This is a genomic window from Achromobacter sp. KK8, assembly GCF_054188005.1.
On the sequence record NZ_CM135178.1, the window covers coordinates 538926 to 552622 of the forward strand.

A 13697-nucleotide genomic window follows, 5' to 3' on the forward strand; every position below is an offset into this window, starting at 1 on the left:
GTGCGTTACCAAGCGTAGAAGCATGCCGGTCGATGCCTCGACTTTCCCTCGCCCGCCGCAGTGCGCGCCGAAGGTGACAGATCACGGCCGTCCTGCGCATAATCCGTCGATCCCTGTCCTGGAGTCTCCGGCATGCCCTTGCCCACGCCGCCGCAGGCGCATCTCGCCGCGCGCCGCCTTCGCCTTGTGTTCTGCTGCATTGCCGCACTGCTGTGGCTGGCTTGCGCTCCCGCCGCCCAGGCCTTCGACCGCCAGGCGCAGACGCAGCGCTACCAGCAATGGCTGGATCAATTCGAGCGCAACCTGCGCCAGCTGGCCGCCGTGCCAGATGCCACCGATGCCGACGTCGAGCGCATCTTCGCCGATACCGTGGTGCCGTCATCGCGCGCGGTGGGGTTCGTGCGCGAACTGGCGGCGCGGCCCGCCGGCTCGGTCTCCGGCGAAATCGTGTTCCAGGGTCCCGCGCGCCTGCTGATCGGCGTATTGCGCCAGTCGGTGGTGGCGGGCGATGGCGGCCCCTACACCGACACGCCGCCGGGCAAGGCCCCGCTGACACTGCGCGCTTGGTATCTGCACGTGGACGGCGGCGGCGAACTGGAACGTCTTTTCAACGACCCCGAGGCCTACAAGCCCTACCGCCTGCCGGCCGACGGCACGCTGGAACGCGGCGTCTACCCCTTCCTGGTGTTCGAGGACGGCCCGCGCCTGCGGCTGGGCGCCATGACGCGCGAATACTGGAACGTGGTGCGCTTTTTGGACGACCTGCAACATGGTTGACGCAACCCTGCCCCGTCCCCGGCCGGGCCGACTGGGCGCCTTGTTGCTGGCGCTTGCCCCTGCCCTGGCCTGGTCCGCCTGCCCGCCTCTGGACACGCCCTTCGGCGCCGATCCGCCCGGCGCCGCGTTGCACCCCCAGCCACTGGCGCTGGCGCTGGACGGCCCGCGCGTGCTGCTCGGCCTGCATGGGGAACGGGTGCCGGCCGACACCCGGCTGATCGCGGTCCCCGAGGATGGCGACCTGGCCCCGCGCATCTGGCCCGACGCGGTGGACTGGAGCGTCTACGCCAGCCGCGCCGGCGAACCGGGCGCGACCGTGTTGCAGCGCGACGCCGAGGGCCGGCTGTGCCGTATCGACCGCTACCGGCTGCAGCGCGGGCGCCAGATCGAAGATGGCGGCTACCGGCTGGCCTATGATGCCGAGGGCCGGCTGGCGGGCTATGCGGAGTATGCGTCGGCACGGGAACGTGGCGGCGCATTGCAGCAAGCCTGCGTCAGGCGCGATGCCAAGGAGCGGGTCACGGCCGTCTTCCAGGATGGCTGCAGCGCTACGCCCGAGCGGCCGGTCTACTACGTGCGCGACGACGCCGGCGCCCTGCTGCGCACCATCGACCAGCGCGCCGGTCCGCTCGGCACGCTGGTGCACCGCCTGAACCCGGACGGAACGACGCGCGCGGTCTATCGGTCGCGCCCCGACCCGGACCGGGACGGCGCCCTGATCGCCTATGCGGTTCCACCCGCCCAGGAAGACCGGATCCTGCCGGTGGCGCCCGGCACTTCCCCGGTCATCACCACCGAGATTCCCGATGAACCCTGGCGGCTGGTACGGGTGCCGGCCGACACGGACGAAGGCGACGGCCTGCCGTCCTGGGACCCGAAGGTGCAGACGGTATTGCTCAAGGGACTCAGCAACGCGCGGGGCCAGGTGGTCCTGGACGCCGGGCAGATCGCGCCGTTCCACCAGGCCTTGCGCGAGACCCCGGGGCGGGTATTCCTGTATGTGCACGAGATGACCCGCTTCCTGCCCGTGACGGCGCTGGATGCGCAGGCCTGGAAGCGCTGCATCGATCCGGCCCGGCGCGACGCCGGCGCCTGCGATTGAGCCCGCGGGCCGCCGCGCTCACGGCACGGCCTGGGTCTCCACCGTCACATGCGACAAGCCCGCGATATGCGCCAGCTTGCCCTTGTAGAAAGCGCTGTCGCGCGGATGCGCCGTGACCAGCGACACGATCGCCGCGAAGTGGCCGGGCCCGACCTGCCATACGTGCAGGTCGGCGATCTGGCCATCGCCGGCGTCCAGCGCCCGCTCGATGTCGTGGCGCAGCCGGGCGCTTTGCGGCGTGGCGTCGAGCAGCACGGTGCCCGAGTCGCGGATCAAGCCCCATGACCAACGCGCGATGACCAGCGCGCCGACCACGCCCATCGCCGCGTCCGCCCATAGCCAGCCATAGCTGCGGCCCGCCAGCAGCGCCACGATGGCCAGCACCGAAGTCAGCGCGTCGGCCAGCACGTGGATGTAGGCGGACCGTAGGTTGTTGTCGCGGACCTGCGGATGGCCATGGCCCGCGGCGGGCGCGTGGTCATGGTCATGGTCATGGTCGTGACCGTGATCGTGATCGTGGCGGTGCGCGCGGCCGTGGTGGTGGTCGTGCCCCGCGTGGCCGTGCGCATGCCCGCCATGGCCATGCGCGTGGCCATGGTCATCCTTCAGCAGCCAGGCCGACACCAGGTTGACCAGCAGGCCGACGACCGCGATGGCGATGGCCTGGTCGAAGCGGATGGGCACCGGGTCGATCAGGCGCACCAGGCTTTCCCAGCCGATGATCAGGGCGATCAGCGCCAGTACGACCGCGCTGGCGAATCCCGCCAGTTCGCCCAGCTTGCCGGTGCCGAAGGTGAAGCGCGGGTTGCGGGCCTGGCGGCGCGCGTAGCCGTAGGCGAGCGCGGTGATGAGCATGGCGCCGGCGTGCGTGGACATGTGCCAGCCGTCGGCCACCAGCGCCATTGACCCGTAGACGTTGCCGGCAATGATCTCGACGGCCATCATGCTGGCGGTCAAGGCGATGACCCACCACACCCGGCGCTCGTTGCGCCGGTGGTCTTGGCCCAGGAAGACGTGGTCATGGGACGGGGAAGTATTCATGGGATTGTTCCTGCTGCTCGCGGGGCCTGTGACCGGCGGCCCGTGCCGGCGGACCGCTATTTCATGTAGGCCCGGATAACGTCCATCATTTCCCGCGCCGCCTCGACCCGCTCGGCCTGCGACGGCGCGTGCACCACGTGCTCGTCCAGATGGCCCTGCATCACCTCGGCGGTCAGGCCACTGAGCGCGCCGCGCGCGGATGCCAGCTGGCGCAGCACCTCGCCGCAGGCCGCCTCGGCCTCCAGCGCCCGTTCCAGCCCTTCGAGCTGGCCGCGGATGCGCCGCACGCGGGCGATGAGTTTTTCCTTCTGGCGGATGGTGTGGGCCATGGTCGGGGGAAAGGAATATATAGTGTAGGGGACTATATTATAAAGACCGCGACAAAGGGAGGATATCCCTGCCGCCGTCCCAAAAAAGCGGACGAAGGCTGGCCGTCCGGGCATCAGCGCCGGCGCCTGCCTCAAGCGCGGCATGCGTGGCCGCCGGACATGGAATGGGCCGTCTATCCGATTCAGGCCGAGATGATCGGATTCGGGTAGAAACAACAATAAAAATCATTATCATCCATGTATTCACGGCATCCGATCCCGGATTGCGGCCCGCGCCGCCGCTCCAGGCACTTCCGAGATCCGCCTACTCATCCCTCCGGAGAAGCTTCCCCGTGCCATCGCGCCGTACCTGGGCCTTGCTGGCCAGTCTCTACAGTACCCAGTTCCTGGGGCTGATGTTCTTCGTCATCGCCATGGTGGCCATCCTGCGCGAAGGCGGGGCCAGCCTGGACACCATCGGCCTGGTCTACCTGATGGGCATGGCCTGGCCGCTGAAGGCGCTGTACGCGCCCTGGATCGACCGCCACGCGACTGGCCTGCGCGGCCATTACCGCGGCTGGCTGCTGGCGACCCAGGCCGGGCTGGTGCTGTGCCTGGCCCTGATCGGCCTGCTCGACCTGCGCGCCGACTTCACGACGATCTACCTGCTGTGCTGGGCGACCGCGCTGTTCTCGGGCGCGCAGGACGTGGCGCTCGACGGCCTGGCCTGCCGCGTGCTGACCCGCCCCGCTGATCGCGGTTTCGGCAACGGTCTGCAGATCGCCGGCGGCCTGATCGGCAACCTGGTGGGCGGCGGCATGATGTTGATGCTCTATCCGCGGTTGGGCTGGCGCGGCTGCTGCCTGTTGCTGGCGGCGCTCACGGCAGTGTCATGGCTGCAGCTGCTGGGCTATCGTGAACCGCAATGGCCCCGCAACGCCGGCCCCGCCAGCCACGCGCGCCTGCTGGCCTTCTGGCGCGGGCCGCAACGCAAGCACTGGCTGTTGGTGCTGTTGCTCTATCCCGCCTCCGCATCGCTCGGCTACGCAGTCATCATGCCATCGCTGCTCGATACCGGATGGTCGCTCGCCGACATCGGCCTGGTGCTCAACGTCGTGGGCGCCACCGCCGGCCTGCTCGTGGCGCTGGCCTACGGCCGCCTGTTGAAGCGCTGGTCGCGGCGTGGCGCCACGCTCGCGGCGGCGCTGTTGCAGGCCGTGGGCATTGGCGGCCTGGCGCTGCCCGCCATGGCCTGGGGCTCGCACACCGCCACGGGCGTGGCGGTAGTGCTGTACTACATGCTGTACACGCCGGCCGCCACGGTGCTGTGCACGCTCATCATGGATCAGTCGTCGCCGCACAGTCCCGCCACCGACTACACGCTGCAAATGAGCGTGAGTCACTTCTTCGCGATGCTGCTGACCTCGGCCGGCACCATGCTGGCCGGCCGCATCGGCTACGGCGGCGTGGTCGGCGCGGCGGTCGTGCTGGCGGTATGCGGCCTATTGGCCGCCGCGCGCTGGGTTCCCCGGGAGGCAACATGAACAAGTCCTGGGAAATCATGCGGCCGGTGCGCGGCCGGATCCGCCTGGCCATGAGGCTGGCCGTGGCCGGCGTGCTGTGCAGCCTGTCGAGCCTGGCCTGCCTGGCGCTGGCCATGCGTGAGTTGCTGCTGTCCCCGGACACCTATCCCTGGCCCGCGTTCCTGGGCGCGCTGGCGTGCACCCTGCTGGCCTGCTTCCTGCGGCTGCAGGCCTTCAACCAGTCGCACTACGCCGCCTTCCGCCTGGAAGTGATCCTGCGCAACGACCTGGTGCGGCACCTGGCGCGGCTTTCCTTCGGCGAATTGCAGGCGCTGGGCAGCGGCCCGCTGGCCAAGGTGTTGCAGAACGACGTGCAGGCGCTGCACGTTTTCGTGGCCGACAGCACGCCGCTGTTCGCCCGCGCCTACGCCATGCCGCTGTTCAGCGCGGCGCTGCTGTTCGCGCTGGACTGGCGCATGGCACTGGCCGCCGTGGGCGTGCTGGCGGTAGGCGTGGCGGTCCTGTCGCTGGCGATGCGCGGCCGCGGAGCCATGACGCGGCGCTACCACCAGGCGCGCGAACAGGTCAGCGCCGCGGTGATCGAATACGTGCAGGCCATGCCCGTGGTGCGCACCTTCGATACCGGCCAGAGCACCTTCGGACGCTACCACCGCGCCCTGGAGCGCTACCTGGCGATGCTGACCGACTGGTATCGCGGCGCCAGCTTCAGTTCCCGCTTCGCGATTGCCGCGCTCGGGCCGCTGCCGACCCTTGCGGTGCTGCTGTGGCTGGGCGCCTGGTGGACGGCGCAGGGCCAGCTCGGCTTTCCAATCTGGCTGGCCTTGCTGCTGTTCGGCATGGGCATGGCCGAAGCCATGTTTCCGATGATGTCGCTGGCGCACATGATCGACCAGGCCAAGCTGAGCGTGGCGCGCATCCAGCAGGTGCTGGCGATCGCGCCGCTGGCGCCGGCCCGCGCGCCGCGGCGGCGGCCGGCCGACGCCAGCGTGTGCTTCGAGGATGTGCGCTTCGGCTATGGTGGCCATACCGCGCTGGACAACCTGAGTTTCACCGCGCATGCCGGCCAGGTGACGGCGCTGGTCGGCCGTTCAGGCGCCGGCAAGAGCACCGTGGCGCGGTTGATCGCCCGCTTCTGGGACATCGATGCCGGGCGCCTGCTGGTGGGCGGCGTCGACGTGCGCGACCTGGAACGCGAGACCCTGTTCGAGCATGTCGCCTTCGTGTTCCAGGACAACTTCCTGTTCTCCGGCAGCGTGGCCGAGAACATCGCCATGGGCCGCCCCGATGCCCGCCCCGCCGAGATCGAGGCCGCCGCCCGGGCGGCGCAGGCGCACGACTTCATCCTCGCGCTGCCCGACGGCTACGCCACCGTGCTGCGCGAAGGCGGCAAGGACCTGTCCGGCGGCCAGCGCCAGCGCCTGACGATCGCCCGCGCCGTGCTGATGGACCGCCCGATCCTGGTGCTGGACGAAGCCACCGCCGCCACCGATCCCGAAAACGAACGCGCGGTCGGCGCCGCGCTGGCCGCGCTGATGCGCGGCCGCACCGTCATCATGGTCGCGCACCGGCTCGCCAGCATCCGCCACGCCGACCAGATCCTGGTGCTGGACCGTGGCCGGCTAGCCGAATCCGGCACGCACGACACCCTGCTCGCGGCGGGCGGCCTCTATGCCCAGCTCTGGAACAACCATCAACGCGCCCGCCGCTGGACCTTGGGCGAGCAACCCTCATGACGACACCTCCCGCTCCCTGGCGCGACACCTATCGCCGCCTTCTCCGCAGCGCAGGCAGCCAGGCCGGCCGCCTGCGCGCCAGCCTGTGCCTGTTGCTGGCCGCCGCCGTGTGCCAGGGCCTGTCGCTGGCCTGCATCGTGCCCCTGTTCGTCCACGTGACCCGCGGCGATCCCTGGCGCGCCGCGCTGGCCTGGCTGGCGGGCTTCACCTTGCTGGCAGCCGCCGCCATCATCCTGCGCTGGCGCGCGCAGGGCTTCGACTATCGCGGCCACATGGCGCGCGCCACGCACAAGCTGCGCGTGCTGCTGGGCGAGCAACTGCGGCGCATGCCGCTGGAGGCGCTGCAGGCCCACCGCACCGGCGGCATCGCCGCCAAGCTGCTGGGCGGCGTCGACGAGCAGATGAACTACGCGCTGACGGTGATCAACCTGATCCTGGGCGCCGCGGTTACGCCGGCCACGACCGCGCTGGCGCTGCTGGCCTGGGACTGGCGACTGGGCATGGCGCTGATGCTGGTGTTTCCCGTGATCGTGCCGCTCTACCGCTGGCGCCGGCCGGCGCTGGATCGCGGGCATGCGGCCACGGGCCGCGCCAATGAAGCCTTGAACGCGGAACTGCTCGAGTACATGCAAGGGCTGCCCGTGTGCCTGGCGACGGGCCGAGCCGGCGCCGCCAATGAACGCCTGCGCGCCGGCTTCGAGCAGGTGGAACGATTGCAGCGCGAGCATCACCGGCGCGGCGCCAAGCCGTCGTTGATGGTGGCCGCCATCGTCGAATCCGGGATGCTGGCAATCCTGGGCTGCGGCATGCTGTGGGTCACCCAGGGGAGCCTGGCTCCCGCGGCTCTCGGCGCGGTACTGGTGCTGGTGGCGCGCTTTGCCGAGCCGCTGGCGACCTTCGTGAACTTCACCACGATCCTGGCGCTGATCGAGGCCGCCCTGGCCCGCATCGAAGACGTACGGGCGGTGGCGCCGCTGCCGCAATGGCCGTCAGAGGGCGGCCCTGGCGGACCGGCGCGCATCCGTATCAACGGTCTCGAATTCCGCTACGCCGGCGGCAGTGCGCCAGCCCTGCGCGATATCGACCTGGAGAGGCGCTTGAACACCCGCTCCAGCTGCGACAGGCCCAGGTGCCCGGCCCATGGCAGGGCGCGGCTGCGCTCGGGCAGCAGCGTCGATATCTGCATCCGCCGCGGCCGCGCGCCCGCCACCAGGGCGCTGCCCGGCGCGTGCGGCAGCAACACGGCGCGGGCCTCGTCCAGGTTGCCGAGCGTGGCGGACAGGCCCCAGGTCCGCACGCCGGGCGACAGGCGCCGCAGGCGCGCCAGGCACAGCTGCAGCAGCACGCCGCGCTTGTTGCCCAGCAATTCGTGCCATTCGTCCACCACGATGCAGCGCAGGGCGCGAAAGCGCGACGACGCGTCGGCGTAGGAAAGCAGCAGGGCCAGGGATTCGGGCGTGATCACCAGCGCCTGCGCCTTGCCCTGCCGCGCCAGGCGCTTGTCGCGGGCGCTGGCATCGCCCGTGCGCAGCGCCACCGTCCACGCCAGGCCCATGTCGGCCGCGGTCTGCGTCAGCGCGCGGGTGGTGTCGGCGGCGAGGGCCCGCAACGGCGTGACCCACAGCACCCGCGGCCCTTCACCCGGGGCCATGGGCGCGTCACCGGCCAGGGCCTCCAGCAGCGGGCCGCCGAATGCCGCCAGGGTCTTGCCGCTGCCCGTGGGCGTGTGCAGCAGGCCCGATTCGCCATCCAGATAGCGCCGCCACGTCTCGCGCTGAAACGGGGCGGGCTTCCAGCCGCGCGCCGCGAACCATGCCGCCAGCGGCGCATCCGGGCCACGGCGCATGGCGCTCATCGCGCCAGCGCCTTCAGCGTGTCGAGCCGGTCGGCCTGGTCGGCGCGCTTGTCATGCCGCCAGCGCAGGATGCGCGGAAAACGCACCGCCACGCCCGACTTGTGGCGCTTGGACAGGTTGACGCCCTCGAAACCCAGCTCGAACACCTGTACCGGATCAACCGAGCGCACCGGGCCGAAACGCTCGCGCGTGTGGGCGCGCAGCCAACGGTCCAGTTCCAGGATCTCCTTGTCGTCCAGGCCCGAATAGGCCTTGGCGATGGGCACCAGCGCATCGCCATCCCACAGGCCGAAGGTGTAGTCGGTGTAGAGCGTGCTGCGGCGGCCGTGGCCGGACTGCGCATACAGCAGCACCGCGTCGATGGTGAGCGGATCGATCTTCCACTTCCACCAGTCGCCGCGCCGCCTGCCGCTCTGGTACGGCGCGGCGCCGCGCTTGAGCATGAAGCCCTCCACGCCGCGTTCGCGCGATTGCGCGCGCAGCAGGCGGGCCTCGTCCCAGCTTTCGGGCGCGACGATCGGCGACAGCCGCAGGCGCGGGTCCGGATGCCGGCGCAGCAACGCTTCCAGCCGGGCGCGCCGTTCGGTCTGCGGCAGCTCGCGCAGGTCGGCGCCGTCCAGCTCCAGCAAATCGTAGGCCAGCAGGCGCACCGGCGCCTCGGCCAGCCACTTGGGCCCGGGCTTGAGACGCTGGATGCGGGTCTGCAAGGCGGAAAACGGCATGGGACCGGCTGTGTCGTCCTGCCAGGCCAGCAGTTCCCCGTCCATGACGCAGTCCACATCCAGCGCCGCGGCCGCGGCCTCGACCTCGGGAAACCGGCCGTCCAGGCGCTCCTCGCCGCGCGACCACAATGCCACTTCGCCGCGCCGCCGTATCAATTGCGCGCGGATGCCGTCCCACTTCCATTCGAGCAGCCAGTCGCCGATCGGCCCCAGCAGCGCCGGATCGCCCTCCAGCGGCGAAGCCAGAAAGAAGGGGTAAGGCTGCTGGCGGTCGCCGGGCAATTCCTCGGCGCTCAGCAAGTCACGCAGGAAGGCGGGGCTGGGCAACCACGCGCCCAGCATGCGCTGGGCGATGCGCGCGATGGGCACGCCCGACATCTCCGCCAGCGCCTGCTGCACCATCCGCTGCGACACGCCGACGCGCAGGGCGCCGGTCAGCAGTTTGTTGAAGACCAGGCGTTCCGCATACGGCAGGCCCATCCATGCGGCCACGATGACCTCGCGGCGCTCGCCCTCGTCGCGATTGGCCACGGGCAACAGGATCTCTTCGATCCAATCGGCCAGGCCGCGCTCGGGCGCGGCGGTGGCGGGGTCGGGAACCAGCAGCGCCAGCGTCTCGGCCAGGTCGCCGACCTGGTCATAGCAGGCATCCACCAGCCAGGGCGCGGTGTCGGACGCGCTCGCGACCCAGGCGCGCAGTTCGCCGACCGCCGCGATCTTCCTGCGCGCGCTGGTGATCTTGCCGCCGGCCAGCAGATACAACGCCCATGCCGCGTCGCGGGGCGGCGCATCACGGAAGTACGCCACCAGCGCCGCGCGCTTGTCCAAGGTGGCGGTACTGCGGTCCAGTTCCTGATACAACGCCGCGAATCGCTTCATGCCTGCGTCCGTTCTCCTGCCGATCCAAAAAAAGCGCCTGTCCCGCGGCCTGCCAGCACGGATGGGCACGGCTCCTAGTCGTCTTCGCCGTACTGCGTGGCCAGCGTCTCGGCGGCGATGCCTGATTCGTTCAAGGTGCGCACCAGCGCGTCGGTGTCGCCGTGCGTGGCGATGACGCGCCGCGCACCGGTCTGGCGGACGGTGCGCAGCAGATCGGGCCAGTCCGCATGGTCCGACACGACGAAACCGCGGTCCATGTTGCGCCGGCGCCGGTTGCCGCGCAGCCGCATCCAGCCCGATGCAAAGCCATGCTGGGCCTTGCGAAACCGCCGCAGCCACGCACTGCCGGCGGCCGAGGGCGGCGCCAGGACCAGCTCGCCAGCAAATCCCGTGCCCGCGGCCGCTGGCGCCCCTTCCGCGTCGATGACCAGGCGCGTATCGGCCATTGCCACGCCCGCGCCGCGATAGACGTCCACGCCCGCGGCGATCGCGCCATGCAGGTAGACGGGGCGGTCGATGAAAGGCATCAGCTCGGCCAGCACGCGCTGCGCCTTGCCCAGCGCATAGCAGTAGAGAATGGCGGCCTCGCCGCGCGCCGCGCAGTGGTCGCGCCACTGCACGATGTCGCGCGCCACGTCGGCGGCGCTGGGCCAGCGGTATATCGGCAGGCCGAAGGTCGCTTCCGTGATGAAGGTGTCGCAACGCACGACCTCGAACGGCGTACAGGTGGGGTCCGGCTGGCGCTTGTAGTCGCCCGACACGACCCACACCTGGCCGTCGACTTCGACGCGCACCTGCGCGGATCCCAGCACGTGGCCGGCGGGGTGCAGCGAGACGCGCGCGCGGCCCAGCGTGAAGGGCTCGCCGTACGCATGGACGCGATAGTCCTGGTCCCCCAGCCGCCACCGCAGGATCGGCAGGCCCTCGACACTGGTGTGGTAGCGGCCCATGCCTGCGCGGGCATGGTCGCCATGGCCGTGCGTGAGGACCGCGACATCCACGGGGCGCCAGGGATCGATGTAGAACCCGCCCGCGGCGCAATACAAGCCTTCCGGACGCAATTGGACGATGTCGGCCATGACTGTCTCCCGATCTGGCGGGCGCGGCTCGCGCGGGGTGCGCGAGCCGCGGCGCTGCATCTGTCGGTTATACCGCGAACGCGGCGCCGCCGACGCTACATCCTGTACTGCACCGTCAGCAGGTAATTGCGCGGCGCGCCGTAGTAATTGTGGTCGTAGCTGATGGAGCTGTAGTACTTCTTGTCGGTCAGGTTGCCCAGATTCAACGCGAACGACAGACGTTCGTCCACGCGGTAGCCCAGGCGCGCGTCCAGCACGGTGTAGCCACCCTGCTCGCGGCCGTAATAGCCGAAGCCTGACGATTTGCTCTGGGTGATCAGGCCGGCGCCCACCGAATAGCGGCTCCATTCCCCCGGCAGGCGATAGTTGGCCCACAGGCGCGCCAAATGGCGCGGGATCCCCGTGTTGGCCGAGATGTCGTAACCCACCGCCGGCACATCGGCGCTCCGGTGACGCGTCTGCGTATAGGTGTATGAGGCGGACAGCTGCAATCCAGGCAGCACCTCGCCATTGATCTCGGCCTCGAAACCCTGGCTGCGCACCTGCGCCGTGGGGCGGTAGCAGGTGCCGCCGCACTGGGCGTTGGCCACGGCCTGCGGGACGTCGGTATCCTCGAAGGCGACGTTCTTCTGCTCGGTGCGGAACAACGCAAGACCCACATCGACCCGGCCGTCCAGCAACTCACCCTTCAGGCCCAGCTCATAGTTGCGGCCTGTCACCGACGCAAGGAATTCTCCGGAAACGCCGCGTTGGCTCTGCGGGCGGAAGATGTCGGCGTAGTTGGCATACGCCGACCATTGGTCGTCGAGCGTGACCACGGCCCCCACGAAGGGGGTGAACTCCGCGGACTCCTCGGCCGTGGTCTCGCTGTAGCCCCAGACCCCATTGGAAATGTAGGTCTGCTTGTACCAGGAGTAGCGGCCGCCCAGCACCAGCAGCAGCGGATCGGCCAGTTGGTAGCGCGCGCTGGCGTACAAGCCCTTTTTGTCGGAACGATAGCCATCGTCCATGCGGTTGGCCGCGATGATTTCGTCGCTGTTCAGGGCGGGCGCGGTGAATCGTTGATACGGGCTGCGGTTCAGGGTTTCGACGTTGCGCAGCCAACCCCAGGTGTCGTTGCTGCGCAGGTGCGAAAAGTTGGCCCCCACCGTCAGGCCGAGCTTGCGGCCGAACAGCGTGGTATCCCCCGTCAGATAGGTGTCGCCGCCCAGGTTCCTGGACTCCATGTCGAACGCATAGGCGTCGCCACGGTAGGTATTGGGCGGTCCCAACCGTCCCGTGCGCAGCAGGTACTTGATGTCGTTGGCCTCTTGCACGCGCACCAGGGCGGCCTTGAATTTCCAGCCATTGGCGAAACGGTGGGTCAGGTCGGCGAACCAGGTGTCCTGCGTTTTCGAGGCATGGTTCCACGGCGCGCTCAGGTTGGTGGAACGCGCATAGTCGGGCATGGACCCGTCGGCATAGTTGGGCAGGCCCGACCAGTCGATCACGCCATAGGGCTTCTCGCGGCTGTAGCCGATGCCGACGGTGGTGGCGGCGCCCAGGTCGATGTCCAGCGCGCCGTAGAAGGTGCGGTCATGGGAGTTGATATAGTCGCGGAACGAACCGGCGGTGTCGTAGTTCACCACCACGCGGCCGCGCACGCTCTTGCTGTCATTGAGCGCGCCGCCCAGGTCGGCCTGCGCGCCGTACTGGTCCCACGAGCCGGCCTTGCCGGTGAAGACGAACTGGCGCTGCGGCGTCGGCCGCTTGCGGACCATGTTCACCGAGCCCGACGGGTCGCCGGCTCCTTCGAAAAGCCCTTGCGGACCGCGCATGATTTCCACGCGGTCATAGAGAGCCGCATCGGAATTGAAGGCCGAACCGCGCGCGTAGAGCTGCCGTTCCAGCGGCACGCCGTCGAACTGGTAGCTCTGGATGAAGAATCCGCGCGAATAAAACTGCCCGCCCGGCTCGTTCGCCACCATCGACACGCCTGGCGCGTGATTGAGCGCGTCGCGGATATCGGTAATGTTCTGGTCGTCCATGCGCTGGCGGGTAATCACCGAGACCGCCTGCGGGATCTCGCGCAATGATTGGTCGCCCTTGGCGATCGTCACCACGTTCGAAGCGTACGAACCGGTGCCTTCGGTGGTGGCGATGCCCAGACCCGGCACGGTGACCGGCGCCAGGGTTGCAACCTCGGCGCTGGTAGCCGCGCGCAGCCGGTATTGGCCCTGGGCATCCCTGACCGCTTCCACGCCGGTTCCCGACAACGCCGCCATGAGCGCGGCCTGTGAATCGTAGGTGCCTTGCACCCCGGGGCTGTGGCGCCCTTGCACCAGGCCGGGCGGGCTGGCAAGCAGCACGCCGGATTCGGCCGCATAGCGCGCCAGTACGGCATCGAGCGGGCCGGCCGGGATGTCGTAGCGGCGCGCCGCGCCGTCCGTCACCGCGCCGGCCTCCTGGGCGGCGGCGACCGGCAATCCGCCCGCCATCGCCACCAGCGCCCCGGCGCAGGCCAGTTGTGCCAGGCTGCGCGCGAGCGGCGCGCGGCGGGCCGCATCGGGGCGGCGCGCCGGCTCGGTGAAGTGACGGGGCCGGAGGGTTCGGATGGACATGCGGGCTTCCTCAAATGGGCAATTGGGGGATGGTCCGAAGACCTTTCACCCGCTTCA

The 13697-nt window shown here is 69.8% G+C and carries 10 protein-coding genes and 1 pseudogene; 5 read left to right on the forward strand and 6 right to left on the reverse strand.

The window, feature by feature from the left end; all coding sequences use genetic code 11:
• The first annotated feature begins 132 nt into the window (after positions 1 to 132).
• Both ACVN9Z_RS02625 and ACVN9Z_RS02630 read left to right on the forward strand, forming a co-directional pair.
• Entirely contained in the window at positions 133 to 777 is a 645-nt protein-coding gene (locus ACVN9Z_RS02625; protein WP_006386029.1) for a hypothetical protein, read from the forward strand.
• The gene (locus ACVN9Z_RS02630) at positions 770 to 1879 is read left to right on the forward strand and encodes a hypothetical protein (RefSeq protein WP_458213063.1); all 1110 of its coding nucleotides are present in this window, start codon (positions 770 to 772) and stop codon (positions 1877 to 1879) included. The genes ACVN9Z_RS02625 and ACVN9Z_RS02630 overlap by 8 nt, the downstream gene beginning before the upstream one ends.
• Positions 1880 to 1897: 18 nt before the next feature.
• Here ACVN9Z_RS02630 and dmeF read toward each other — a convergent pair whose 3' ends face one another.
• On the reverse strand, positions 1898 to 2920 hold the full coding sequence (gene dmeF / locus ACVN9Z_RS02635) for a CDF family Co(II)/Ni(II) efflux transporter DmeF (RefSeq protein WP_054473027.1): 1023 nt from the start codon (positions 2918 to 2920) through the stop codon (positions 1898 to 1900).
• A gap of 56 nt (positions 2921 to 2976) precedes the next feature.
• Positions 2977 to 3249 (reverse strand): metal/formaldehyde-sensitive transcriptional repressor, encoded by a 273-nt coding sequence (locus tag ACVN9Z_RS02640; protein ID WP_006386026.1) that lies wholly within the window; start codon positions 3247 to 3249, stop codon positions 2977 to 2979.
• 332 nt (positions 3250 to 3581) lie between these two features.
• On the opposite strand from ACVN9Z_RS02640, the gene ACVN9Z_RS02645 reads away from it, so the two are divergent.
• The 3 genes from ACVN9Z_RS02645 to ACVN9Z_RS02655 are packed head-to-tail and all read left to right on the forward strand — an operon-like array spanning position 3582 to position 7935.
• On the forward strand, positions 3582 to 4772 hold the full coding sequence (locus ACVN9Z_RS02645) for an MFS transporter (protein ID WP_458213064.1): 1191 nt from the start codon (positions 3582 to 3584) through the stop codon (positions 4770 to 4772).
• 17 nt (positions 4773 to 4789) lie between these two features.
• On the forward strand, positions 4790 to 6505 hold the full coding sequence (locus tag ACVN9Z_RS02650) for an ABC transporter ATP-binding protein (RefSeq protein WP_458213500.1): 1716 nt from the start codon (positions 4790 to 4792) through the stop codon (positions 6503 to 6505).
• The gene (locus ACVN9Z_RS02655) at positions 6502 to 7935 is read left to right on the forward strand and encodes an ABC transporter transmembrane domain-containing protein (RefSeq protein ID WP_458213065.1); all 1434 of its coding nucleotides are present in this window, start codon (positions 6502 to 6504) and stop codon (positions 7933 to 7935) included. Before ACVN9Z_RS02650 ends, ACVN9Z_RS02655 begins: the two co-directional genes overlap by 4 nt.
• On the opposite strand, the pseudogene ACVN9Z_RS02660 reads toward ACVN9Z_RS02655, so the two are convergent.
• The 4 genes and pseudogenes from ACVN9Z_RS02660 to ACVN9Z_RS02675 form a co-directional block, all read right to left on the reverse strand.
• Positions 7821 to 8360 (reverse strand): annotated as a pseudogene (locus tag ACVN9Z_RS02660) (DEAD/DEAH box helicase); the annotation flags it as partial. The gene ACVN9Z_RS02655 and the pseudogene ACVN9Z_RS02660 sit on opposite strands and share 115 nt — an antisense overlap.
• Positions 8357 to 9961: an ATP-dependent DNA ligase gene (locus ACVN9Z_RS02665; RefSeq protein WP_458213066.1), complete on the reverse strand. Its 1605-nt coding sequence runs from the start codon at positions 9959 to 9961 to the stop codon at positions 8357 to 8359. The gene ACVN9Z_RS02665 and the pseudogene ACVN9Z_RS02660, both read right to left, overlap by 4 nt.
• Before the next feature lie 74 nt (positions 9962 to 10035).
• Complete coding sequence (locus ACVN9Z_RS02670) at positions 10036 to 11040, reverse strand: ligase-associated DNA damage response exonuclease (protein ID WP_458213067.1); 1005 nt, start codon at positions 11038 to 11040, stop codon at positions 10036 to 10038.
• A 95-nt stretch (positions 11041 to 11135) separates the two neighbouring features.
• Complete coding sequence (locus tag ACVN9Z_RS02675) at positions 11136 to 13640, reverse strand: TonB-dependent siderophore receptor (RefSeq protein WP_458213068.1); 2505 nt, start codon at positions 13638 to 13640, stop codon at positions 11136 to 11138.
• Between the last annotated feature and the right edge of the window lie 57 nt (positions 13641 to 13697).